24 protein-coding genes and 3 tRNA genes are annotated in these 20,614 nt (G+C 70.4%); 3 read left to right on the top strand and 24 right to left on the bottom strand.

Translation table 11 applies throughout. The annotated features are described in order from the left end of the window. Positions 1-62: 62 nt before the first annotated feature. The 8 genes from H4N64_RS06290 to H4N64_RS06255 form a co-directional block, all read right to left on the bottom strand. Complete coding sequence (locus H4N64_RS06290) at positions 63-443, bottom strand: DUF3291 domain-containing protein (RefSeq protein WP_186281116.1); 381 nt, start codon at positions 441-443, stop codon at positions 63-65. A gap of 10 nt (positions 444-453) precedes the next feature. Further along, the gene (locus H4N64_RS06285) at positions 454-1,890 is read right to left on the bottom strand and encodes an MFS transporter (protein ID WP_186281115.1); all 1,437 of its coding nucleotides are present in this window, start codon (positions 1,888-1,890) and stop codon (positions 454-456) included. A 92-nt stretch (positions 1,891-1,982) separates the two neighbouring features. Further along, positions 1,983-2,552: a TetR/AcrR family transcriptional regulator gene (locus H4N64_RS06280; protein ID WP_186281114.1), complete on the bottom strand. Its 570-nt coding sequence runs from the start codon at positions 2,550-2,552 to the stop codon at positions 1,983-1,985. Positions 2,553-2,740: 188 nt separating this feature from the next. Beyond that, a complete protein-coding gene (locus tag H4N64_RS06275) occupies positions 2,741-3,169 on the bottom strand; it encodes a MaoC family dehydratase (protein ID WP_186281113.1) in 429 nt (142 codons plus the stop codon). A gap of 8 nt (positions 3,170-3,177) precedes the next feature. Continuing rightward, positions 3,178-3,630 (bottom strand): MaoC family dehydratase N-terminal domain-containing protein, encoded by a 453-nt coding sequence (locus H4N64_RS06270; RefSeq protein ID WP_186281112.1) that lies wholly within the window; start codon positions 3,628-3,630, stop codon positions 3,178-3,180. Positions 3,631-3,869: 239 nt separating this feature from the next. Then, positions 3,870-4,034 (bottom strand): 50S ribosomal protein L33, encoded by a 165-nt coding sequence (gene rpmG, locus H4N64_RS06265; protein WP_003948671.1) that lies wholly within the window; start codon positions 4,032-4,034, stop codon positions 3,870-3,872. Positions 4,035-4,122: 88 nt separating this feature from the next. After that, positions 4,123-4,195: transfer RNA gene (locus H4N64_RS06260), tRNA-Met, on the bottom strand. A 46-nt stretch (positions 4,196-4,241) separates the two neighbouring features. Continuing rightward, positions 4,242-4,314 (bottom strand) — tRNA-Thr (locus tag H4N64_RS06255). Positions 4,315-4,587: 273 nt separating this feature from the next. Between H4N64_RS06255 and H4N64_RS06250 the strand changes: the two genes are divergently transcribed. Continuing rightward, a complete protein-coding gene (locus H4N64_RS06250) occupies positions 4,588-5,850 on the top strand; it encodes an amidohydrolase family protein (protein WP_186281111.1) in 1,263 nt (420 codons plus the stop codon). 143 nt (positions 5,851-5,993) lie between these two features. Further along, positions 5,994-6,650 carry an SDR family oxidoreductase gene (locus H4N64_RS06245; protein WP_186281110.1) on the top strand — a complete coding sequence of 219 codons (657 nt, stop codon included), beginning with the start codon at positions 5,994-5,996 and terminating at the stop codon, positions 6,648-6,650. A gap of 22 nt (positions 6,651-6,672) precedes the next feature. Here the strand turns inward: H4N64_RS06245 and H4N64_RS44865 are convergent, their stop codons facing one another. Both H4N64_RS44865 and H4N64_RS06240 read right to left on the bottom strand, forming a co-directional pair. Then, a complete protein-coding gene (locus H4N64_RS44865; protein ID WP_260859575.1) occupies positions 6,673-6,885 on the bottom strand; it encodes a hypothetical protein in 213 nt (70 codons plus the stop codon). Between the two features lie 87 nt (positions 6,886-6,972). Beyond that, a tRNA-Tyr gene (locus tag H4N64_RS06240) sits at positions 6,973-7,054 on the bottom strand. Between the two features lie 224 nt (positions 7,055-7,278). Between H4N64_RS06240 and H4N64_RS06235 the strand changes: the two genes are divergently transcribed. Further along, positions 7,279-7,767, top strand: coding sequence for a YajQ family cyclic di-GMP-binding protein (locus H4N64_RS06235; protein ID WP_186281109.1), 489 nt, complete (start codon positions 7,279-7,281; stop codon positions 7,765-7,767). A 79-nt stretch (positions 7,768-7,846) separates the two neighbouring features. On the opposite strand, the gene H4N64_RS06230 is transcribed toward H4N64_RS06235, so the two are convergent. The 14 genes from H4N64_RS06230 to H4N64_RS06165 form a co-directional block, all read right to left on the bottom strand. Then, the gene (locus H4N64_RS06230; protein ID WP_186281108.1) at positions 7,847-8,113 is read right to left on the bottom strand and encodes a GlsB/YeaQ/YmgE family stress response membrane protein; all 267 of its coding nucleotides are present in this window, start codon (positions 8,111-8,113) and stop codon (positions 7,847-7,849) included. Positions 8,114-8,286: 173 nt separating this feature from the next. After that, positions 8,287-8,847, bottom strand: coding sequence for an SMI1/KNR4 family protein (locus H4N64_RS06225; RefSeq protein ID WP_186281107.1), 561 nt, complete (start codon positions 8,845-8,847; stop codon positions 8,287-8,289). A 76-nt stretch (positions 8,848-8,923) separates the two neighbouring features. Further along, the gene (locus H4N64_RS06220; RefSeq protein WP_186281106.1) at positions 8,924-9,322 is read right to left on the bottom strand and encodes a YccF domain-containing protein; all 399 of its coding nucleotides are present in this window, start codon (positions 9,320-9,322) and stop codon (positions 8,924-8,926) included. Next, a complete protein-coding gene (gene htpX / locus H4N64_RS06215) occupies positions 9,319-10,182 on the bottom strand; it encodes a zinc metalloprotease HtpX (RefSeq protein WP_186281105.1) in 864 nt (287 codons plus the stop codon). The genes H4N64_RS06220 and htpX overlap by 4 nt, the downstream gene beginning before the upstream one ends. A 179-nt stretch (positions 10,183-10,361) precedes the next feature. Beyond that, the gene (locus H4N64_RS06210; RefSeq protein ID WP_186281104.1) at positions 10,362-11,885 is read right to left on the bottom strand and encodes an NADH-quinone oxidoreductase subunit N; all 1,524 of its coding nucleotides are present in this window, start codon (positions 11,883-11,885) and stop codon (positions 10,362-10,364) included. Further along, complete coding sequence (locus tag H4N64_RS06205) at positions 11,882-13,456, bottom strand: NADH-quinone oxidoreductase subunit M (protein WP_186281103.1); 1,575 nt, start codon at positions 13,454-13,456, stop codon at positions 11,882-11,884. Before H4N64_RS06205 ends, H4N64_RS06210 begins: the two co-directional genes overlap by 4 nt. 6 nt (positions 13,457-13,462) lie before the next feature. Then, a complete protein-coding gene (locus H4N64_RS06200; RefSeq protein ID WP_186281102.1) occupies positions 13,463-15,457 on the bottom strand; it encodes an NADH-quinone oxidoreductase subunit L in 1,995 nt (664 codons plus the stop codon). Then, a complete protein-coding gene (gene nuoK, locus H4N64_RS06195; protein WP_186281101.1) occupies positions 15,454-15,846 on the bottom strand; it encodes an NADH-quinone oxidoreductase subunit NuoK in 393 nt (130 codons plus the stop codon). The genes H4N64_RS06200 and nuoK overlap by 4 nt, the downstream gene beginning before the upstream one ends. Continuing rightward, positions 15,846-16,463: an NADH-quinone oxidoreductase subunit J family protein gene (locus H4N64_RS06190; protein WP_186281296.1), complete on the bottom strand. Its 618-nt coding sequence runs from the start codon at positions 16,461-16,463 to the stop codon at positions 15,846-15,848. Before H4N64_RS06190 ends, nuoK begins: the two co-directional genes overlap by 1 nt. Then, positions 16,463-17,014, bottom strand: coding sequence for a NuoI/complex I 23 kDa subunit family protein (locus tag H4N64_RS06185; protein ID WP_186281100.1), 552 nt, complete (start codon positions 17,012-17,014; stop codon positions 16,463-16,465). The genes H4N64_RS06190 and H4N64_RS06185 overlap by 1 nt, the downstream gene beginning before the upstream one ends. After that, positions 17,014-17,982 carry an NADH-quinone oxidoreductase subunit H gene (locus H4N64_RS06180; RefSeq protein ID WP_186281099.1) on the bottom strand — a complete coding sequence of 323 codons (969 nt, stop codon included), beginning with the start codon at positions 17,980-17,982 and terminating at the stop codon, positions 17,014-17,016. The genes H4N64_RS06185 and H4N64_RS06180 overlap by 1 nt, the downstream gene beginning before the upstream one ends. Continuing rightward, positions 17,979-19,217 carry an NADH-quinone oxidoreductase subunit C gene (locus H4N64_RS06175; RefSeq protein ID WP_186281098.1) on the bottom strand — a complete coding sequence of 413 codons (1,239 nt, stop codon included), beginning with the start codon at positions 19,215-19,217 and terminating at the stop codon, positions 17,979-17,981. The genes H4N64_RS06180 and H4N64_RS06175 overlap by 4 nt, the downstream gene beginning before the upstream one ends. Beyond that, complete coding sequence (locus tag H4N64_RS46190; RefSeq protein ID WP_186281097.1) at positions 19,214-20,050, bottom strand: NADH-quinone oxidoreductase subunit B; 837 nt, start codon at positions 20,048-20,050, stop codon at positions 19,214-19,216. The genes H4N64_RS06175 and H4N64_RS46190 overlap by 4 nt, the downstream gene beginning before the upstream one ends. Beyond that, on the bottom strand, positions 20,041-20,460 hold the full coding sequence (locus H4N64_RS06165; protein ID WP_186281096.1) for an NADH-quinone oxidoreductase subunit A: 420 nt from the start codon (positions 20,458-20,460) through the stop codon (positions 20,041-20,043). Before H4N64_RS06165 ends, H4N64_RS46190 begins: the two co-directional genes overlap by 10 nt. Between the last annotated feature and the right edge of the window lie 154 nt (positions 20,461-20,614).

The raw sequence follows: 20,614 nt of genomic DNA, 5'->3' as shown, positions 1-20,614 counted from the left end.
TCAAGGGTACGAGAACGGCCCCACGGGTCCGGGCGGGGCCGCTCTGGTACGTCGTCCATGGCTCAGGTGAGGCGGCGGACGGCCTCGGACCAGTCGAGCGGGAGTTCGTCGCTCTTCGCCGTCCAGGTGACGAATTTCGCGTCCCGCATCAGGGGGGCCAGGCCCCGGGAGGTCGGTGCGTGCGTGCCGGAGCGGGCGAAGGTCTTGAGCGCCTGGGGGGACTCCCAGGCCGACAGGGTCCAGAAGGTCCGCCGCAGTGGCTGCGCCTTGAGGGTGGCCCCGTAGGCGCCGGGTGCGCGGCTGACCTGGCGCCACACGCCCGGGGTCCTGAGGAAGAACTTCAGCGCGCCCCAGAGGGTGCGGGTCTCGAAGCGGGATGCGAAGACATGGACCTCGATGCCCTGCGCGGGGGTGTTCGGGACGGTCCAGGGAAGGGTGGGCATGACGTCCTCCTCAGCGGCCGGCGGTCTCAAGTACGGGGGCGGGGGTCTGCGGGGTGTCGGTGGGCTCGGTGTGCCGTCGGCCCGGGATGCACAGGGCCGCGACTCCGGCGAGGGCCACCAGCGCGGCGCCGGTCACCAGGGCGGGCTTCAGCCCGTCGACGAAGGTCTGTCCGGTCTCGTAGCCGCCCTGGGCCGCGAAGATCGACGACATGATGGCGATGCCGAGCGCGCCGCCGACCTCGCGCAGGGCGTTGTTGGCGCCGGAGGCGATGCCCTGCTCGGTGGCCCGGACGCTGGACATCACCAAAGCGGAGGCCGACGCGAAGAACAGGGCCATGCCGATACCGCTGATGATCAGGCCGGGCAGCTGGACGCCGTAGGAGGCGTCCGCGGTGATGACGTAGGCCAGGTAGCCGAGGCCCGCGGCCTGGAAGAAGAGGCCGGTGGCGACGACCGGGCGGCCGCCGATCCGGTCGGAGAGGAGGCCGGCGATCGGCGCGACCAGCATCGGCATACCGGTCCAGGGCAGCATCCGCAGGCCTGCCTCGGTGGGCGAGTAGCCGAGCACGCCCTGCATGTACTGGCTGAGCAGGAAGATCGAGCCGAACATGCCGAGGAACATCAGCATGCTGGCGGCGTTGATCCCGGAGAAGGCGCGGGAGCGGAACAGCCGCATCGGGAGCATGGGGTTCTTGGCGCGGGTGCTGTAGAGGACGAACCCGGCGAGCAGCGCGCCTCCGGCGAACAGGCCGGTCAGCACCAGGGGGGCGGTCCAGCCGTCGGCGGGGCCGCGGACCAGGCCGTAGACGATGCCGAAGAGGCCGCCGCTGGCGAGGAGGGTGCCGGGGAGGTCGAGGGGGGCGCCGGTGCCGTGGGACTCGGCGAGGCGGAGACGGGCGAGCGGCAGCAGGATCAGGCCCAGTGGAACGTTCAGCCAGAAGATCCACTGCCAGGAGATGTGTTCGGTGAGGGTGCCGCCGATGAGCGGCCCGGAGGCCACGGCGAGCCCGTTGACGGCGCCCCAGATCCCGAACGCCATCCCGCGCTTGGCGGCCGGCACGGCGGCCGTCAGCAGGGTCAGCGTCAGCGGCATCATGATCGCCGCGCCGACGCCCTGCACCGCGCGGGCGGCGATCAGGGAGTCGATGCCGGGGGCCATGGCCGCGGCGGCGGAGGCGCCGGTGAAGATCGTGATCCCGACGAGGAAGAGCCGGCGGCGCCCGAAGCGGTCGCCGAGCGCCGCGCCGAACATCAGCAGGACGGCGAAGGTGAGCGTGTACGCGCTCACCGTCCACTCCAGGTCGTGCAGCGCCCCGCCGAGGTCCTCGCGGATGGAGGGCAGGGCGGTGGTGACGACGAGGTTGTCGAGGGCCGCCATGAATCCGGCGACGCTGGTGATGACGAGGGCCCAGACGGGTCCTCCACGAGGTGCGGTCTGCTGTGACATCTCTCCCCCAGAGGGTGATCACGTGGACTCGGTTAGTTATTGATGACTAACTTTTGCGATCATGAAAAGGCGCCGGACAGGCCTTTCCGCTTTCAGTGTTCGAGTCGCCCCTTGATACGGGCTGACGGGTAGAGCCCTTCCCACACCCGGTGTTCGGGCGGAAATCCCATGGCGATCAGACAGTTGATGAGCATTCCGTACGCCATGAAGGTCGTCGTCTCGCCGATGTCGGCCCCGAGCGGCAGATGAACGGTGTCCCACAGTCGCATCCAGCCGTCGCGGACGGCGGCGCCGAACTCGCGGTCGCCCTCCTCCTCGGCGGCCGCCACGGCGGCGTACATCTGCATCTGCATGAGCAGCCGCTCCGGGTGCTCCGCGATGACCTTGGTGTACGCGTCCGCCATGGCATGCAGGGCTTCTTCGCCCTCCAGCCCCTCGGAAGCCTGCTCGAAGGTGCGGATGGAATCCTCAAGGCACCGCTCTGCCGCCGCCAGGAAGATCGCCTTCTTGCCAGGGAAGAGCCGGAAGAGATACGGCTGCGAGACACCGACCCGCTTGGCGATCACCTCGGTCGACGTGCCGTGATAGCCACCACGGGCGAACTCGCTCATCGCCGCACGGACGACACTCTCGCGCCGCTCCTCTGCGCTCATCCTGACCATGCGAGTAAGTTAGTACTCAATCACTAACTACGTCAAGGGGTTGCCAAGTGTGGCGCCTGGCCGTGGAACTCGCCCACCGCGGCCTCCCACGGAACTCCGCTCCACCCCCGACCCGTTGGGGCCGGTAGGGGGCCTCAACGCCGTAAGGGGCGCCCCACCATGGAGAACGCCCCTTACGCCCCTACGTCTCAGGCCAGCCGCACGACTGCCCGCGACATCCCCAGCACTTTCTGGCCGGCACTGGTCGCCGTCAGGTCGACGCGGACCGTGTTGTCGTCGAGCTTGGCCGCGACCTTGCCGCTGACCTCGATCGTGGCGCCCTGGTCGTCGTTCGGGACGACGACGGGCTTGGTGAAGCGGACGCCGTACTCGACGACCGCGCCCGGGTCGCCGGTCCAGTCGGTCACCACGCGGATCGCCTCGGCCATGGTGAACATGCCGTGCGCGATGACGTCCGGCAGTCCGACCTCCTTGGCGAACTTCTCGTTCCAGTGGATCGGGTTGAAGTCGCCCGAGGCGCCCGCGTACTGCACGAGCGTGGCACGGGTCACGGGGAACGTCTGCGCGGGCAGCTCGGTGCCGACCTCGACGTCGGCGTACGAAATCTTCGCCGTCATGGGGTTGCTCACGCCTCCTCGGCCGCACGGGCGACCAGCTTCGTCCAGGCGGTCACGACATGCTCCCCCGCCTCGTCGTAGACCTCACCGCGGATGTCCAGGATGTCGTTGCCCGCGAGGGACTTGATCGCCTCGATGGTCGAGGTGACCGTGAGCCGGTCGCCGGCGCGCACCGGGCGGGTGTACGCGAACTTCTGGTCGCCGTGTACCACTCGGCTGTAGTCGAGGCCGAGCTGGGGGTCGGCGACGACCTCTCCGGCCGCCTTGAAGGTGATCGCGAACACAAAGGTCGGCGGAGCGATCACATCGGGGTGACCGAGCGCCTTGGCGGCCTCCGGGTCCGTGTACGCCGGGTTGGCGTCCCCCACCGCCTCCGCGAACTCACGGATCTTCTCCCGGCCGACCTCGTAGGGGTCGGTGGGCGGATAGGTCCGCCCGACGAAGGACTGGTCGAGCGCCATGGGCTCGGCACCTCCTGGTGTCTGCGTGTGGTTTTCCCGGGCCGCCCGGCGATGTCCGCTGCGGTATCCCCGGCCACCCGGTGATGTCCACTGCGGTCTCCCGGAGCCGGCCGGCCATGCCGGCCGCGATATCCCGGGTCGGCCGGGGCGGCGATCTGCGAACCGGCCGGTAACCGGCCGACCGAAACGACGCGAGGCCGCCCCCTGACTGCGGGGGCGGCCTCGTGTACGAGCCTGATTTATCGCGTCTCGCGGTGCGCGGTGTGCGCGTTGCAACGCGGGCAGTGCTTCTTCATCTCAAGACGGTCCGGGTTGTTACGCCGGTTCTTCTTGGTGATGTAGTTCCGCTCCTTGCACTCCACGCAGGCCAGCGTGATCTTCGGGCGGACGTCGGTGGCAGCCACGTGAGTGCTCCTTGACGAACGGATAGGACATTTAACGCAAGAAAGAGTAGCCGATCGAAGGACCGACCCCGCAATCGGCTACTGTCAGTAGCGGTGACCGGACTTGAACCGGTGACACAGCGATTATGAGCCGCTTGCTCTACCGACTGAGCTACACCGCTGTGATGCGATCAGTTCCCGCCTTGCGACGGGAACCTCCCACACCAGAGCCCCAAAACGGAATCGAACCGTTGACCTTCTCCTTACCATGGAGACGCTCTGCCGACTGAGCTATTGGGGCGAGCGATGAAGACATTACACGCTCGGCCGCCGTTCACCCAAATCCGTTTCGAGGCACCCTCGGCACCCCGATCCGGCGGGCTTCCCAGGCTCCTCGGCCGCCACCTCAGTACGCCATCCACGCAGCTCCCGCACGGCGGACCACACCGGTACGACTATTGCGCTCCTCCCGGCCGCGAGCGGATCACCACCCTAGGCTCGACTCACTCTGCGTGATCTTGCGTTCCCGGCGCAGTCCCCGCGCAGCCTCCGAGCACCGAGCACCTGGAGCGCGATGCCCGACAGCCAGCCCCAGCCGCCCCGCTCGTCGTCCTCCCCAGGGGCGGCCGGGCCGTCCGACCCGGCCGCTCTGCTGTTGTGCGGAGCACGGCTGACCGACGGGCGCACGGTGGACGTCCGGCTGGGCGGCGGTCGCATCGAGGCGGTGGGCACGGCGGGGAGCCTGGCGAGCGGCACGCGCGCGTGCGGCGCGCGCGTGGACCTCACCGGCTATCTCCTCCTGCCGGCCCCCGCCGAGCCCCACGCCCACGGCGACACCGCCCTCTCCGCCGACGCCGACGGTCCGGTCTCGTACGACCCCCAGGACGTCCAGCGCCGGGCCACGGAGGCGGCTCTGCTCCAGCTCGGCCACGGGACGACCGCACTGCGGGCACACGTGCGCGTGGGCGATGTCCAGGGGCTCGGCGCGCTGGCCGCCGTGCTGCGCGCCCGGCGTTCGCTGGGCGGGCTCGCCGAGCTGACCGCGGTGGCGATGCCGCGGCTGCTGACCGGCGTGGCCGGGGCGGACGGGCTCGCGATGTTGCGGGACGCGCTGAAGATGGGCGCCTCGGTGGTGGGCGGCTGTCCGGATCTGGACCCCGATCCGACGGGATACGTGGAAGCGGTCCTGGACCTGGCCTCGGAGCACGGCTGCCCCGTCGACCTGCACACCGACGCCGACGACCCGGCCCGGCTGTCCCGGCTGGCGGCCATGGCGGGCGGGTTGCGCCCCGGCGTGACGCTGGGCCCGTGCGGCGGCCTGGGGCGGCTCCCGGCCGACGCGGCGTCCCGGACGGCGGACCAACTCGCCGCGGCCGGCGTGACGGTGGTGTGCCTGCCGCAGGGCGGCTGCGGGGGCGTGGAGCGGCGAGGGACGGCGCCGGTACGACTGCTGCGCGCGGCCGGGGTGCGGGTGGCCGCGGGGAGCGGGGCGTTGCGGGACGTGTCCAACCCGGTGGGCCGCGGTGACCCCTTGGAGGCGGCGTATCTGCTGGCCTCCCGCTGTGGGCTGGGCCCCGAGGACGCCTACGACACGGTGAGTTCGGCGGCGCGAACGGTACTGGGCCTGCCCGAGGTCCGCGTCGAAGCGGGCTTTCCGGCGGACCTGTTGGCGGTGCGGGGAGACCGGCTGGCGGGGGCGTTGTCGCTGGCGTACAGCCGGATCGTGGTGCACCGGGGGCGTGTGGTTGCGCGGACGAGCGCGGTACGGGAGTACTGCAACTCCGCGGCGGCGGTGGAGTTGGGGTTGCCTCAGCAGGGGCGGGGCGAGGTGTCTTGAGGGGCGCGGGGCGCGGGGTGCGGGCCGGGCGCGAGGTGCGGCGTGTGCGCTGTCGAGGGCACCGTCGGTAAGGCCTCGGGCCGTGGGACGGGCCGTGGGAACTCGTGCGGCGGATGCGGCCGTCCGGGCGTACGGTCGAAGACATGCGCATTGTCATCGCTGGAGGTCATGGTCAGATCGCGCTGCGGCTGGAGCGGCTGCTCTCCGCGCGCGGGGACGAGGTAGCGGGGATCATCCGCCGCGCCGAACAGGGCGACGATCTGCGGGAGGCGGGTGCCGAACCGGTGCTGCTGGACCTGGAGTCGGCGTCGGTGGAGGAGGTCGCGGCGCATCTGCAGGGGGCGGACGCGGCGGTCTTCGCGGCGGGCGCCGGGCCGGGCAGCGGGGCGGCCCGCAAGGAGACGGTGGACAAGGACGCGGCGATCCTGTTCGCGGACGCGGCGGTGCGGGCGGGCGTACGCCGGTACGTGATCGTGTCGTCGATGGGCGCGAACCACAGGCACGAGGGCAGTGAGGTCTTCGACGTGTACCTGCGGGCGAAGGGCGAGGCGGACGAATACGTGCGCGGCCTGGCCGCCCTGGACTGGACGGTCCTGCGCCCCGGCATGCTGACGAACGACGCCGGCACGGGCCTGGTCCGCCTGGAGGCCCACACCGGCCGCGGCCCGATCCCACGCGACGACGTGGCCGCGGTGCTGGCAGAGCTGATCGACACTCCGGCCACGACAGGACTGACCCTGGAGCTGGTCAGCGGTTCGGCGCCGGTGACGGTCGCGGTGAAGTCGGTGGCGGGAAACTGAGGATGCCGGCCGAAGGGGCACCTCAGAACAGCGGCAACTGACCAGGAAACTCAGGCACGACGTACCCGTCCAACGAGGGCTGCGCGGCCCCGAGTTCTGCCGGCCGCCGCGACCCGGCACACGAGACGAGTTCCCCGCTCCCCCGAGCACCGGGCGGATCGTGCCGCGCGAACCGCCCGGCAACCACGGCGATCTCCCGACGACACTCGGGGCAGCTTCTGCGTCGAGTGGTCATGGGGTCAGTGTGCCCGGGAGACGGCCGTACACGAAGAGACCCCCTCAGCTCTGTGTTTCCACAGTGCTGAGGGGGTCTTCCCCGAAGTGGCGGCGCCAGGATTCGAACCTGGGAAGGCTGAGCCGGCAGATTTACAGTCTGCTCCCTTTGGCCGCTCGGGCACACCGCCGGGTTTGTTGTCCTTCGAACGGCCTCTCGGCTGCGTTCCCCGGCAACGACGTAAACAATACCTGATGCCGGGGGGTGCTTCGCCACACGATTGATCTCCGCCCCGGGGACCTGGGATGGCTAGGCTTATCCGGATGCGGCCCGGGACCTACGCCGGGCTCGGCGGTCGCCCCCACGTACGCCGATACGCACCCGACAGGACCCCGATACAAGGAGCCACAGCACATGGCCGACTCCAGTTTCGACATCGTCTCGAAGGTCGAGCGGCAGGAGGTCGACAACGCCCTCAACCAGACCGCCAAGGAGATCTCGCAGCGCTACGACTTCAAGGGCGTGGGCGCCTCGATCTCGTGGTCCGGTGACAAGATCCTCATGGAGGCGAACTCCGAGGACCGGGTGAACGCTGTCCTCGACGTCTTCCAGTCCAAGCTGATCAAGCGCGGCATCTCGCTGAAGGCGCTGGACGCGGGCGAGCCGCAGCTCTCCGGCAAGGAGTACAAGATCTTCGCTTCGATCCAGGAGGGCATCTCCCAGGAGAACGCCAAGAAGGTCGCGAAGATCATCCGTGACGAGGGCCCGAAGGGCGTGAAGGCCCAGGTCCAGGGCGACGAGCTCCGCGTCAGCTCCAAGAGCCGCGACGACCTGCAGGCCATCATCGCCCTGCTGAAGGGCAAGGACTTCGACTTCGCGCTGCAGTTCGTCAACTACCGGTGATCACCCCTCCGCGAGAAAGGGCGGGCACCTGGCGGGTGTCCGCCCTTCCCGCCTGCTGGCTGCGGTTCGGGGGATGTGCTCAGTCGCGCGAGTTGCCGAACAGGATGCGGTAGGCGACCAAGAGGACCAGTGAGCCGCCTATCGCGGCCGCCCAGGTGGCGCCCTCGTAGAAGTCCTTGGTGATGGGGTGGTCCAGCCAGCGGGCCGAGATCCAGCCGCCGATGAACGCGCCCGTTATGCCGATCACGGTCGTGCCGATGAAGCCGCCCGGGTCCCGGCCCGGCAGCAGGAGCTTGGCGATGGCTCCGGCCAACAGCCCCAGGATGATCCAGCTGATGATACCCATGCCGTGAACCTGCCCTTCCGTGTTGTGCCCGCACTGTCCGGACGCTGTGATCTTCGTCCCGACAGGGTGTGCTCGTCGGTCGTGCGCTGTGCGCACTCACGCTCGTGCCCGAGGTCGCCCTCTCGTTCGCCGTCTGTTGAGGACGAGGACGTCACCGCTGCACTCGGCGGTTCCTACGACGCCCGCGTCGTCCGTATGCGGAAGTCGGTCCACGGGGCCATGTCCATGTCGTCGTTGGTCTCCTCGTACCAGCCGGTGCCCTCGACCCAGGTGCGCAGCCAGTGTTCGAGGCTGGGCGCGTCCACGTACCAGGCGTGGTCGCTGGTGTCGGCGTTCGGCTCGAAGAGCAGGACGGTGGCCTCGGGGTCGTGGCAGTCCACGCACGCGTACATCGCGCAGCCCCAGTGGGATATCGGCAGGACGCCCTCGGGCCAGGGCCAGTCAGGGTCCTTGCGGCCGCTCTCACGATTGGCGAGGTACTGCACGACGGCCGCGGGTTCGCCGGACGGAGGACTGTCGAGCAGGGGCAACAGGCCGTACTCCGGGCCGAATCCGCCGTCTCCTATGCGCAGGTAGAGCTCGGCGAGCAGCGGGGGCAGAGGGAAGCCCAGCGCGGCCTCGGCGCGGGCCGGGGCGGCCGCGTCCACGGGCTCGGGGAGGGAAGTCCAGCCCCACGGGCGGGTGTTGTGGGCCTTGGCCGCCACCCTTGCCAGCAACTGCTCGATCTCGGTCATGCGTTCATGATGCAAGCCGGCACTGACAATCGAGCGGGGCCTGTGGACAACCTCCGGGTTGTGGACAACCCGCCGGCTACCAGCGCGTCGATGCGAACGCCTGGTCCGTCCGTACGATTTCGCGTCCCAGCGGCAGCAGTGACACCGGGATCAGCTTGAAGTTGGCGAGGCCGAGCGGGATGCCGATGATCGTGACGCACAGCAGGAGGCCAGTGACGACATGGCCGAGCGCCAGCCACCAGCCCGCCAGGATCAGCCACAGGACGTTGCCGATGCAGGACGGCGCGCCCGCGTCACGGCGTTCGACCGTGGTGTACCCGAAGGGCCACAGGGCATAGACGCCGATGCGGAACGCGGCGATACCGAACGGGATGCCGATGATCGTGATGCAGAGCAGCACGCCCGCGACCAGGTAGGCGAGGAACAGCCAGAAGCCGCTGAGGACGAGCCAGATGACGTTCAGGATTGTCTTCACTGGTGGGGACCTGCCATCTTCTGAAGTCGCGCGATCCGCTCGGCCATCGGCGGGTGTGTGGAGAACATCTTGGACAAGCCCTGTCCCGGCCGGAAGGGGTTCGCAATCATCATGTGGCTCGCCGTCTCGATACGGGGCTCCGGAGGCAGCGGAAGCTGCTTGGTGCCCGCTTCGAGTTTGCGCAGGGCGCTGGCGAGGGCGAGCGGGTCGCCGGTGAGCTGGGCGCCGGAGGCATCCGCCTCGTACTCCCTGGAGCGGCTGATGGCGAGTTGGATGAGGCCGGCGGCGAGCGGGCCCAGGATCATGATCAGCAGCATGCCGAGCAGGCCGGGGCCGTCATCGTCGTCCGAGCGGCCGATCGGGATCAGCCAGGCGAAGTTGACCAGGAACATGATCACGGAGGCGAGGGCGCCGGCGACCGACGAGATCAAGATGTCTCGGTTGTAGACATGGCTGAGCTCGTGGCCGATGACTCCGCGCAGTTCCCGCTCGTCGAGGAGGCGCAGGATGCCCTCGGTGCAGCACACGGCGGCGTTGCGCGGGTTGCGGCCGGTCGCGAAAGCGTTCGGTGCCTCCGTCGGGGAGATGTACAGGCGTGGCATGGGCTGGCGGGCCTGGTTGGAGAGCTCGCGGACCATGCGGTACAGCGCCGGGGCCTCGAACTCGCTGACCGGGCGGGCGCGCATCGCGCGTAGCGCGAGTTTGTCGCTGTTCCAGTACGCGTATGCGTTCGTGCCCAGCGCGATGACGACAGCCACGACGAGCCCCATGCGGCCGAAGAAGCTGCCGATGACGATGATGAGTGCGGACAGTCCCCCGAGGAGTACTGCGGTCCTGAGCCCGTTGTGCCGGCGGTGCACGGTACGCCCTCCAAGTGGTGCGGCAGGGGAACCCTTTGCTTGGTCGATCTCCGATGCCACTGGTGCCGTGGTGACACGTCCAGTGGACCCTCCCGTACTGGTCAACGCCAGGCGAGGGTCTGGGGTTCCCTTGTGCGCGCGGCCCCGCCGATGGGCCGTACGAGTGAGGCCGCCGTTGCCTAGAAGAGGCCGGTGTCGGCGAAGCGCAGGACCAGCTGGGGGGCTCCGGACAGGACGACGGCCAGGACGGCGGTGAGGGAGAGGGCGGCCGTGACGGGGACGGGGACGATGTGCCGGACGGGCTCGCCCTCGGGGGCGCGGAACAGCAGGGCCGTCCACTGGAGGTAGTAGAACAGCGCGATCACGACGTTGACGGCCATGACCACGGCCAGCCAGCCCAGGCCCGCGTCGACGGCCGCCGAGAACACGGTGACCTTGGCGAAGAGGCCGATGATGCCCGGCGGCAGTCCGGCAAGGCAGAGCAGGAAGAAGGCCAGGACCAGGGCGGAGATCGGGTTCCGCGCGTACAGGCCGCGGTAGTCGGTGAGGCGGTTGAGGGATCGCGTACGGCCCACCAGGGCGGCCACCGCGAAAGCGCCGAGGTTCACGGCGCCGTACATGAGGGCGTAGGCGACTGTGGAGCCGATGGAGCGCTCGGCGTCGTCGGAGTACGCGGCGGCGGCGATCGGTACGAGAAGGTAGCCGGCCTGGCCGACCGACGACCAGGCGAGCAGGCGTACCGCGCTGTACGCGCGCGTGGCCTGCTGGCGCAGGGCGCCGACGTTGCCGACGGTCATGGTGAGGGCGGCCAGGGCGGCGAGCGCCGGGCCCCAGACGTCGGCGTACGAGGGAAGCGCGATGACGGTAATGAGGATCAGGCCGGAGAAGCCGACGGCCTTGCCGACGACCGAGAGGTAGGCGGCGACGGGGAGCGGGGCTCCCACGTAGGTGTCCGGGACCCAGAAGTGGAAGGGGACGGCTGCCGTCTTGAAGGCGAAGCCGACCAGGGTGAGGACGACTCCGGTCTGGGCGAGGGTGTGGAGCTGGCCGTCGACGTTCTGGATCCGGTCGGCGATCTGGGTGAGGTAGAGGGTGCCCGTGGTGGCGTACACGAAGCTGATGCCCATGAGGCTGACCGCGGTCGCGGTGACCGAGGACAGGAAGAACTTCAGGGCGGCTTCGGAGGACTTGCGGTCGCCGTGGCGCAGGCCGACGAGCGCGAAGGCGGGCAGGGAGGCGACTTCCAGGGCGACGATGAGCGTCGCGAGGTCGCGGGAGGCGGGCAGGAGGGCGGCGCCCGCGGCGGAGGAGAGCAGCAGGAACCAGAACTCCCCTTCGGGGAGTTGTTTGGCGTCGTCCTTCAGCGCGGTGACCGACAGCAGCGCGGCCAGCAGGGCGCCGCCGAGGACCAGGAGCTGCAGGACGAGCGTGAAGCGGTCGGCGGTGTAGCTGCATGTGTCGGGGGCGCCGGTCAGGCAGAAGGTGGAGCGGTCGCCGTCCACCAGGGGCAGCAGCATCAGTGTCGAGGCGGCGAGGCCCGCGACCGACGCCCAGCCGAGGAGCGCCTTCCGGTCCTGCCCGACGAAGAGGTCGGCGACGAGGACGACGAGTCCGACGACGGCGGCGATGGTGGGCGGCGCGATGGCGAGCCAGTCGACGTCCTGGACGAGGGACGCGGCCAGCGGCTGGGCCGGGGAGCTCATCGGGTGCCTCCTGCGAGAAGCTGCTGGACGGCCGGGTCGGTCAGGCCGAGGAGGGTTTTCGGCCACAGGCCGGCGACGACGGTGAGGGCGACGAGCGGGGTCCAGGCCGCGAATTCGTACGTCCGTACGTCCGCGAGCTTCGGGGCCTGTTGCGGTACGGCGCCCATGCAGACCCGGCGGACCACGATCAGCAGGTAGGCAGCGGTGAGCAGGGTGCCGAACGCGCCGATGGTCATGAAGGTGAGGAAGGCCGGGCGGCTGAGCTGGTCGGCGGGTTCGAAGGCCCCGAACAGGGCGAGCATCTCGCCCCAGAATCCGGCGAGGCCGGGCAGGCCGAGCGAGGCGACCGCGGCGAAGGCGAGCAGGCCGCCGAGGCGTGGGGCCTTGCCGTACAACGCCGCTCCGGTCTCCTTGGCGAGGCTGTCGAGGTCGGTGGTGCCGGTGCGGTCCTTCAGCGCGCCGACCAGGAAGAAGAGCAGGCCGGTGATGAGGCCGTGGGCGATGTTGGCGAACAGGGCGCCGTTCACGCCGGTCGGGGTCATCGTCGCGATGCCGAGCAGGACGAAGCCCATGTGGCCGACGGAGGAGTAGGCGATGAGGCGCTTGAGGTCGCCCTTCGCGCCCTGCTTGGCCAGGGCCAGACAGGCCAGGGATCCGTAGATGATGCCGACCACGGCGAAGGCGGCGAGGTAGGGCGCGAAGTCGGCGAAGCCGTCGGGCGTGATCGGCAGGAGGATCCGGACGAACCCGTACGTACCCATCTTCAGCAGGACGCCGGCCAGCAGGACCGAGCCGACCGTCGGCGCGGCGGTGTGGGCGTCGGGCAGCCAGCTGTGCAGCGGCCACATAGGCGTCTTGACCGCGAGCCCGAGACCGATCGCCAAAACGGCGATGACCTGCACGGATGTGGTGAGTGACCGGCCGTTGTCAGTGGCGAGTGCCACCATGTCGAATGTGCCCGCCTTGATCCCGATCAGGAGCAGGCCCAGCAGCATGACGACCGAACCGAGCAGCGTGTAGAGGATGAACTTCCAGGCGGCCTGGGTCCGCCCCTCGCCGCCCCAGCGGGCGATGAGGAAGTACATCGGGATCAGGACCATCTCGAAAGCGAGGAAGAACAGCAGCAGGTCGAGGACGGCGAAGGTGGCGAGGGTGCCGGACTCCAGGACGAGCAGCAGTGCGACGAACGCCTTCGGGGTCGGGCCCGGGGGCATCTGGAAGTACGAGTAGAGCGCGCACAGGAAGGTCAGCAGCGCGGTCAGGACCAGAAGGGGGAGGGAGATGCCGTCGATGCCGAGGTGGATGCGCACATCGAGTGCGGGGATCCAGCTGATGTCGGTCGTGGCCTGCATCTTCGACGGCTGGTCGTGGTCGAAGCCGAGCGCGAGGACGATCGCGGCGATGAGGACCGCGCCGGCGACCGTCACGCCGTGCCGGAGCACGGCCTGCTCGGGGGACTTCCCCTTCAGCCCGGGCGGGGCCGGCAGGAGAGCGGCGGCGGCGCCGAGGAGCGGGCCGACGACGACGAACGCCAGAAGGAACTGCATCACGGACTCGTTGATATCGATCACGCCTGCTCACGCTCCCGTGGCGACGAGGACGGCGGCGACCGCCAGGACGACGGTTCCGGCGAGCAGCGCGCTCACATAGGTCTGCACATTGCCGGTCTGGGCGCGCCGTACGGCGATGCCGAGCCAGCGAGGCAGCGCGCCCGCGCCGCGTACGTAGGTGTCGACGACCTCGCGGTCGAGGAACCGGACGAGACTCGCGCCGGCCTGGACCGGGCGGACGAAGAGGGCCCCGTACACGGCGTCCAGGTGGAAGCCGACGGCCGCGTGACGGTGCAGCGGGCCGAGCAGGAGACGGCCCGGGTCCGCCGGATCTGGCGCCGAGGCCACGTCTCCGTACGCGGGCGCGTGGCTGGCGATGGCCTCTGCCTCGACCAGACCGGCGTCGCCCTCGGGGTGGGCCGCGACCGCACCCAGCGGGACGCGGACCGCGAGGGCGGTGGTGTGCCGCCAGGCCGCGTAGGTGACGATGCCGCCGACCAGGGCCACGCCGGTGCCGAGGACCGAGGTGGTCAGCGTCGGGGCGAGGTCACGGCCGTCGAACCAGTCGGGCAGCGTGCCGTAGGCGAACCCGCCGAAGGCGAGCGACGGCACGGCCAGCACCCACAGCACCACGGTCATGGTGAGGGGCTGCCGTCCGTGGTCGGGGGCCTCGATTCCGTGGCCGCGGAAGGCGAGCAGCCACAGGCGCGTCGCGTAGGCGGCGGTGAGCAGGGCCGTGAGCAGGGCGGCGACCAGGACGATCCAGCCCGCCGCACCGGGGGCGTGCTCGGTGTGGCCCGTGGAGACGTGCTCGGCGGCGCCGAGGACGGACTCCTTGGAGAAGAAACCGCTGAACGGCGGGATCGCGGCGAGCGCGAGGAGCGCCACGCTCATCGTCCAGTAGGCGTCCGGGACACGGTCACGCAGGTTCCGCATGCGGGACATGCCGGCCAGCGAGTTGGTGCCGGCGGCGTGGATGATCACGCCGGCCGCGAGGAACAGCAGCGCCTTGAAGGCGCCGTGCGACAGGAGGTGGAAGACGGCGGCACCGCGGTCGCCGACGGCGAGGGCACCGGTCATGTAGCCGAGCTGGCCGATCGTCGAGTAGGCGAGGACGCGCTTGATGTCGTCCTGGGCGAGGGCGGCGAGACCCGAGCCGATCATCGTGACGGCCGCCATGGCGGCGAGGACCACCATCGCGGCCTGGGAGGCCTCGAAGACCGGGAGGAGACGGGCGACGAAGTAGACACCGGCGGCGACCATCGTCGCGGCGTGGATCAGCGCGGAGACGGGGGTCGGGCCCGCCATCGCGTCGGGGAGCCAGGTGTGCAGCGGGAACTGCGCCGACTTGCCGGCCACGCCCGCGAGGAGCAGCAGGGCGATCAGCGTGGGGTGGTCGAGGCCGCCGCTCGCGACGGTGCCGAGGATCTTCGTGATCCGGAAGGACCCGGCGTCGGTGGCCAGCGCGAACAGACCGATGAGGAAGGGGACGTCACCGAGCTTGGTCACCAGGAAGGCCTTGAGGGAGGCGGCGCGGGCCTCCGGGGTCTCCCAGTAGTGGCCGACCAGGAAGTACGAGCAGATGCCCATGATCTCCCAGCCGACCAGCAGCACGATCAGGTCGCCGGAGTAGACGACGAGCAGCATCGCGGAGGTGAACAGGGAGACGAGCGCGGCGTACGAGGGGTAGCGCGGGTCGTCGCGCAGGTAGCCGGTCGAGTAGATCTGCACGCAGGAGGCGACGAGGCCGACCAGGACGGCGACGAGGGCGGCGAAGCCGTCGATGTGCAGGGCGAGTTCGATGGGGACCGAGCCGGTGGGTGTGAGCTCGGTGGCGGCGTTCACGGCCTGGTCGCCGCCCTGGTCGACGGCGACCAGTACGGCGAGGACGAGGGAGGTGAGCGTCGGCAGGACGGCGAGCGGGCGGACGTAGCCGGGGGCCGTGCGGCCCAGGAGCAGGCCGGCGGCGGCGCCCAGGAACGGAAGGAGGGGGACGAGGACGGCGAGGGTGGTCGTGGTCACGCGGTGGCCTCAGCCTTCTCGTCAGCCTTCTCATCGACGGGCGCCTCGCTGTCGGGGGTGTCGCTCTCGTGGCCCTCGGCGGTGTCGCGGAGCTTGTCGATGTCCGAGGTGCCGCGGTTGCGGTACACGGAGAGGACGATCGCCAGACCGATGCCGATCTCGGCGGCGGCGATGGCGATGGTGAACAGGGTCAGGGCCTGGCCGGAGTGCAGGGTCTCCTCGGCGGCCCGGCTGAGCCAGACGTCGAAGGCCACCAGGTTGAGGTTGACGGCGTTGAGCATCAGCTCGACGGACATCAGGACCAGGATCGCGTTGCGGCGGGCGAGGACGCCGTACAGGCCCGTGCAGAACAGGAGGGCGGAGAGCACGGCGGGATAGGCGAGGTGCATCAGCGGGCGCCTTCCTTGTCGGCCTTGGCGGCTCCCCCGCCGTCCGGTCCGGCGGCTCCCCCGTCGGCCGCGGGCGTTGCGTCGGCCTTCGCCTTGCGGGACAGGACGATCGCGCCGACCAGGGCGGCGAGGAGGAGGACGGAGAGGGCCTCGAAGGGGAGGACCCAGTTCTGGAAGAGGGCCTTGCCGGTGACCTCGGTGGAGCCGGCGGGGGCGCCGTCGAGGTCGATCCAGGTGGTGCGGAAGGCGTCGACGACGACCCAGATGAGGGCGGCCGCGGCGATGACGGCCACCGTGAGGGCGGCCCAGCGGTTGCCTGAGTCGGCGTCCGGGGAGCGGCCGATGGGGGCGCGGGTGAGCATCAAACCGAACAGCAGGAGGACGACCACGGAACCGACGTAGATGAGGACCTGCACCCAGGCGATGAACTCGGCGGTGAGCAGGAGGTACTCGACGGCGAGGCCGCCGAGGGTGACCACGAGCCACAGGGCGGCGTGCACCAGTTGCCGGGTGGTGACGGTGACCAGGGCCGCGCCGAAGGTGACCAGGCCGACGAGGAAGAAGGCGATCTCGACGCCGGTCGGGGAGAGGAAGCCGTGGGTGTCCGCGGCGAGCATCACGACTGTCCCTCCTCGGGTTCGGCCTGGGCGGCGGCTAGCTTCTCCGCGGTCTTGCGGGCCGCGGCGATCTCCTTGGGCAGCTCCGCGCCGGGGTCGAGGGCGGGCGGGGCCGGCACGGTCCACATCCACTCGCGGAGCTTGTCGCGCTCGTGGGTGAGGTCGCGGATGTCGGTCTCGGCGTACTCGAACTCCGGGGACCAGAACAGGGCGTCGAAAGGACAGGCCTCGATGCAGATACCGCAGTACATGCACAGGGAGAAGTCGATGGCGAAGCGGTCGAGGACGTTGCGGCTGCGTTCGCGGCCGCCGGGGGTCGCCGCCGGGATCGTCTCCTTGTGGGAGTCGATGTAGATGCACCAGTCGGGGCACTCACGGGCGCACAGCATGCAGACCGTGCAGTTCTCCTCGAACAGGCCGATCACTCCGCGGGTGCGGGGCGGGAGGTGGGGCTGGGCGTCCGGGTACTGCGCGGTGACGGACTTCTTCGTCATCGTGCGGAGGGTGACGGCCAGGCCCTTGGCGAGGCCGGAGCCGGGGATGGGGGCCATTACTCGATCACCACCTTGACGATGCCGGTGAGGGCGATCTGGGCGAGGGCGAGGGGGACGAGGAGGGTCCAGGAGAGCTTCTGGAGCTGGTCCTCGCGCAGTCGGGGGTAGGTGACGCGCAGCCAGATCACGACGAAGGCGAGGAGGGCGGTCTTCAGCAGGGTCCAGACCCAGCCGAGCCCGTCGGCACCCCAGGGGCCGTGCCAGCCGCCCAGGAAGAGGACGGTGGTCAGACCGCACAGGACGACGATTCCGGCGTACTCGGCGAGGAGGAACAGGGCGAAACGCAGGCCCGTGTACTCGGTGTACGCGCCGAAGATGATCTCCGAGTCGGCGACCGGCATGTCGAAGGGCGGGCGCTGGAGTTCGGCGAGGCCCGCCACGAAGAAGACGATCGCGCCGACGATCTGCCAGGGCAGCCACCACCACTCGAAGGCGTCGAGGATGCCGGGCAGGGAGACCGTGCCGGCCGCCATGGCGACGGAGGCGGCGGCGAGAAGCATCGGGAGTTCGTAGGCGAGGAGCTGGGCGGCGGTGCGCAGGCCGCCGAGGAGGGAGAACTTGTTGGCGGAGGCCCAGCCGGCCATCAGCGCGCCGAGCACGCCCACGCCCATCACAGCCAGCACGAAGAAGACACCCGCGTCGATGACCTCACCGACGGCGCCCTCGCCGGGGCCGATCGGGATGGCGAGGAGGACGAGGAGGTACGGCAGGAGGGCCACGGCGGGGGCGAGCTGGAAGATACGGCGGTCCGCGCCGGTCGGGACCACGTCCTCCTTCTGCGCGAACTTCACGCCGTCGGCGACGAGTTGGGCCCAGCCGTGGAAGCCGCCGGCGTACATGGGGCCGAGGCGGCCCTGCATGTGGGCCATCACCTTGTGCTCGGTCTGGCCGATGAGCAGGGGGAAGGTGAGGAAGACGACGAAGACGACGAGGAGTCGCAGGGTGACGTCGAGCGCGTCGTTCACTGCGGGCCTCCTGAGGGGTTGTTCGGGGGTTCGGTGGGGTCTTCGGGCGGGGCTTCGGTCGACTCTTCGCGGGGTCCGGCTGTGTCCTCGGGGGCGTCCTCAGGGGCTGCGGGGGTCGGGGTCTCCTCGAGTGCGGGCGCCGGCTCGCCCTTCGGCGTCGGCTCCTTCGCTGCCGGTCCTTCGAAGGCCGGGCGGGCGTGGTGCCAGGGGGCGTCCGCGCTGCGGGGGGTCCGGGACGGCTCGGACGGTGTGTCCTCGGCCGCCGGAGGCTGGGTGCGCTGGGAGGCGGAGCCCTCGCTCACGCTGCGGGAGCGGCGGGGGGCCGGGGCACCGGCGGGAGGGGTCGTACCGGTGCCGTCGCCGGCACCCGTACCGCCCGTTGCCGCCGTACCGCTCGCCGCCGTACCCGCCTGCCGGCTCGCGGAGCCCTCGCTCGCGCTGCGCGTTCGGCGCGGCGGGGTCGCTGCGGGGGCGCCCTCCGCCGGAGGCGCCGCCGCACCGGCCGCCGTGGCCTGGCTCGCCGAGCCTTCCGAGGCCGACCGGGCACGGCGTACGGGACGTTCTCCCGCAGCCGCAGCCGCAGCCGCAGCCGCACCCGCGGCTCGCGCCGGACGTTCACCCGCCGCGCGGCCCGCACCGCGCGCCGGACGTGCCGGGGCGGGCGGAAGCTGGCCCTTTAGCGGGCCCCACTCGTTCGGGTCGGGGACGCCGGGCGGAAGCATCTGGCGGCGCTTGGGGCCGCCGTGCTCGGACTCGCCCGGTTCCTTCGCGCCGGGCCAGGCCTTGGCGACACGGGCGGCCAGGACGAAGTCCTTGCGCAGGGGGTGGCCCTCGAAGGTCTCCGGGAGGAGGAGGTGGTCCAGCGCCGGGTGGCCCTCGAAGGTGACGCCGAACATCTCGTGGGTCTCGCGTTCGTGCCAGGCCGCGCCCGCGTAGACCGTGACCGCGGACTCCAGTGCCGGGGCCTCGTGCGGCACCGTGGTGCGGAGGAGCAGCCGGCGGACCGGGGCCAGTGCGGCCACATGGGCGGCGACCCGGAAGCCCGTGCCGGGCTCGTCGACCGCGCTCAGCCAGTCGAAGTACGTGCAGCCCAGCTCGTCACGTGCCGTACGAAGCGCCGAGATCCAGGATGCCGACGGGACGTCGACGGTCAGGAGCTCGTACGACTCCTCGGCGGTGGCCTCCGTGCCGAAGAGCTCCTCGACGGGGGCGGGCAGCCAGCCGACGGTGCTCATCTCTCCTCCCCAGCGTCGGAAGCCGAACCGGTAGCCGTACCCGAACCGGAACCGATGGCCGAACCGGAGCCGGTAGCCGACCCGTTGGCCGATCCAGCACCCGATCCAGCACCCGATCCAGAATCTTCCGCCGATCGGGAACCAGAGCCCCCAGCCGATCCGTTGACCGATTCAGAACCAGCCGCAGACCCATTCGCCGCAGCCGAAGCCACACCCGAAGCCGCAGTCGAACCCGCGCCCGACCCGCTCCCCGACTCCGGCCCCTTGACCAACCCACTCTGCAAAGCCGCCGCCGAAGGACGTGCCACCCCGTACCGCTCCCCCAGCGACTCCCGGGCGATCTTCTCCTGGAGTTTCAGGATGCCCTGGAGCAGCGCCTCGGGGCGGGGCGGGCAGCCCGGTACGTAGACATCGACCGGGATGATCTGGTCGACGCCCTTGGTCACCGAGTACGAGTCCCAGTAGGGGCCCCCGCAGTTGCTGCACGCGCCGAAGGAGATGACGTATTTCGGCTCGGGCATCTGCTCGTACAGGCGCTTCACCGCGGGAGCCATCTTGTCGGTGACCGTGCCGGAGACGACCATCAGGTCGGCCTGGCGCGGGCCCGGTGCGAAGGGGATCACGCCGAGGCGGATGAAGTCGTGGCGTGCCATCGACGCCGCGATGAACTCGATCGCGCAGCAGGCGAGGCCGAAGTTGAAGACCCAGAGCGAGTAGCGGCGGCCCCAGTTCAGGACCACCTTCATCGGCTCGGGCGCGAGGCGGGCGAGCGCGCCCAGCCGCTTCGGCTCCGGCAGCAGCACGGGCTCGGAAGAGGAGGGGGTCACGTCCATGCCAGGACGCCCTTCTTGTATGCGTACAGCAGACCCACGGCCAGGAAGCCGAGGAAGATGAACATCTCGACGAGGGTGGTGGCCCCGTAGCCGGGAGCCGCGAAGATCGTCGCCCAGGGGAACAGGAAGATCGAGTCGACAGCGAAGATCACGTACAGAAAGGCATAGACGTAGTAACGGACCTGGGTGTGGGCCCAGCCCTCGCCGACGGGGTCGACGCCGCACTCGTACGTCAGCAGTTTCTCGGGCGTCGGCACCACGGGCCGCAGCAGGCGCCCGGCGCCGAAGGCGACCGCGACGAACAGCACGCCGACCGCGGCGAGCAGTCCGACGACCGAGTAGGACTGGAAGTACTCCGCCGAGACGACGACACCCTTGTCCGCCGCGACGACGACGGTCGTTTCCGGCACGTCCGTCCCTCGCTCCCTGACCTCAGTGAACACAGCCGTTCGACGATCTCGTTCGACGATCTATACGCACGGGAGTCTAGGCCCTGCTAAAGCGAGCGTAAGCGGCCTGTCACGGCTTCGGGGGCGCAGGTGGGGTTTTCCCCAGGGGAGGGCG

The organism is Streptomyces cupreus, from assembly GCF_014257025.1.
Lineage (GTDB): Bacteria > Actinomycetota > Actinomycetes > Streptomycetales > Streptomycetaceae > Streptomyces > Streptomyces cupreus.
Note: the sequence above shows the minus strand (reverse complement) of the source record. Positions and strands in the feature narration are given on the sequence as shown.

What these genes read in the sequence shown, in the direction of transcription:
- H4N64_RS06290 (WP_186281116.1), bottom strand. Translation starts at nt 443, where the DNA reads ATGCCCACCCTTCCCTGGACCGTCCCGAACACCCCCGCGCAGGGCATC.
- H4N64_RS44865 (WP_260859575.1), bottom strand. Translation starts at nt 6,885, where the DNA reads ATGACCACTCGACGCAGAAGCTGCCCCGAGTGTCGTCGGGAGATCGCC.
- H4N64_RS06245 (WP_186281110.1), top strand. Translation starts at nt 5,994, where the DNA reads ATGCGCATTGTCATCGCTGGAGGTCATGGTCAGATCGCGCTGCGGCTG.
- H4N64_RS06190 (WP_186281296.1), bottom strand. Translation starts at nt 16,463, where the DNA reads ATGCTCGCCGCGGACACCCACGGCTTCCTCTCCCCGACCGGCGTCGAG.
- H4N64_RS06185 (WP_186281100.1), bottom strand. Translation starts at nt 17,014, where the DNA reads ATGGCCCCCATCCCCGGCTCCGGCCTCGCCAAGGGCCTGGCCGTCACC.
- H4N64_RS06235 (WP_186281109.1), top strand. Translation starts at nt 7,279, where the DNA reads ATGGCCGACTCCAGTTTCGACATCGTCTCGAAGGTCGAGCGGCAGGAG.
- H4N64_RS06210 (WP_186281104.1), bottom strand. Translation starts at nt 11,885, where the DNA reads ATGAGCTCCCCGGCCCAGCCGCTGGCCGCGTCCCTCGTCCAGGACGTC.
- nuoK (WP_186281101.1), bottom strand. Translation starts at nt 15,846, where the DNA reads ATGCACCTCGCCTATCCCGCCGTGCTCTCCGCCCTCCTGTTCTGCACG.
- H4N64_RS06280 (WP_186281114.1), bottom strand. Translation starts at nt 2,552, where the DNA reads ATGGTCAGGATGAGCGCAGAGGAGCGGCGCGAGAGTGTCGTCCGTGCG.
- H4N64_RS46190 (WP_186281097.1), bottom strand. Translation starts at nt 20,050, where the DNA reads ATGGACGTGACCCCCTCCTCTTCCGAGCCCGTGCTGCTGCCGGAGCCG.
- H4N64_RS06270 (WP_186281112.1), bottom strand. Translation starts at nt 3,630, where the DNA reads ATGGCGCTCGACCAGTCCTTCGTCGGGCGGACCTATCCGCCCACCGAC.
- H4N64_RS06230 (WP_186281108.1), bottom strand. Translation starts at nt 8,113, where the DNA reads ATGGGTATCATCAGCTGGATCATCCTGGGGCTGTTGGCCGGAGCCATC.
- H4N64_RS06285 (WP_186281115.1), bottom strand. Translation starts at nt 1,890, where the DNA reads ATGTCACAGCAGACCGCACCTCGTGGAGGACCCGTCTGGGCCCTCGTC.
- H4N64_RS06250 (WP_186281111.1), top strand. Translation starts at nt 4,588, where the DNA reads ATGCCCGACAGCCAGCCCCAGCCGCCCCGCTCGTCGTCCTCCCCAGGG.
- H4N64_RS06275 (WP_186281113.1), bottom strand. Translation starts at nt 3,169, where the DNA reads ATGACGGCGAAGATTTCGTACGCCGACGTCGAGGTCGGCACCGAGCTG.
- H4N64_RS06175 (WP_186281098.1), bottom strand. Translation starts at nt 19,217, where the DNA reads ATGAGCACCGTCGGCTGGCTGCCCGCCCCCGTCGAGGAGCTCTTCGGC.
- H4N64_RS06225 (WP_186281107.1), bottom strand. Translation starts at nt 8,847, where the DNA reads ATGACCGAGATCGAGCAGTTGCTGGCAAGGGTGGCGGCCAAGGCCCAC.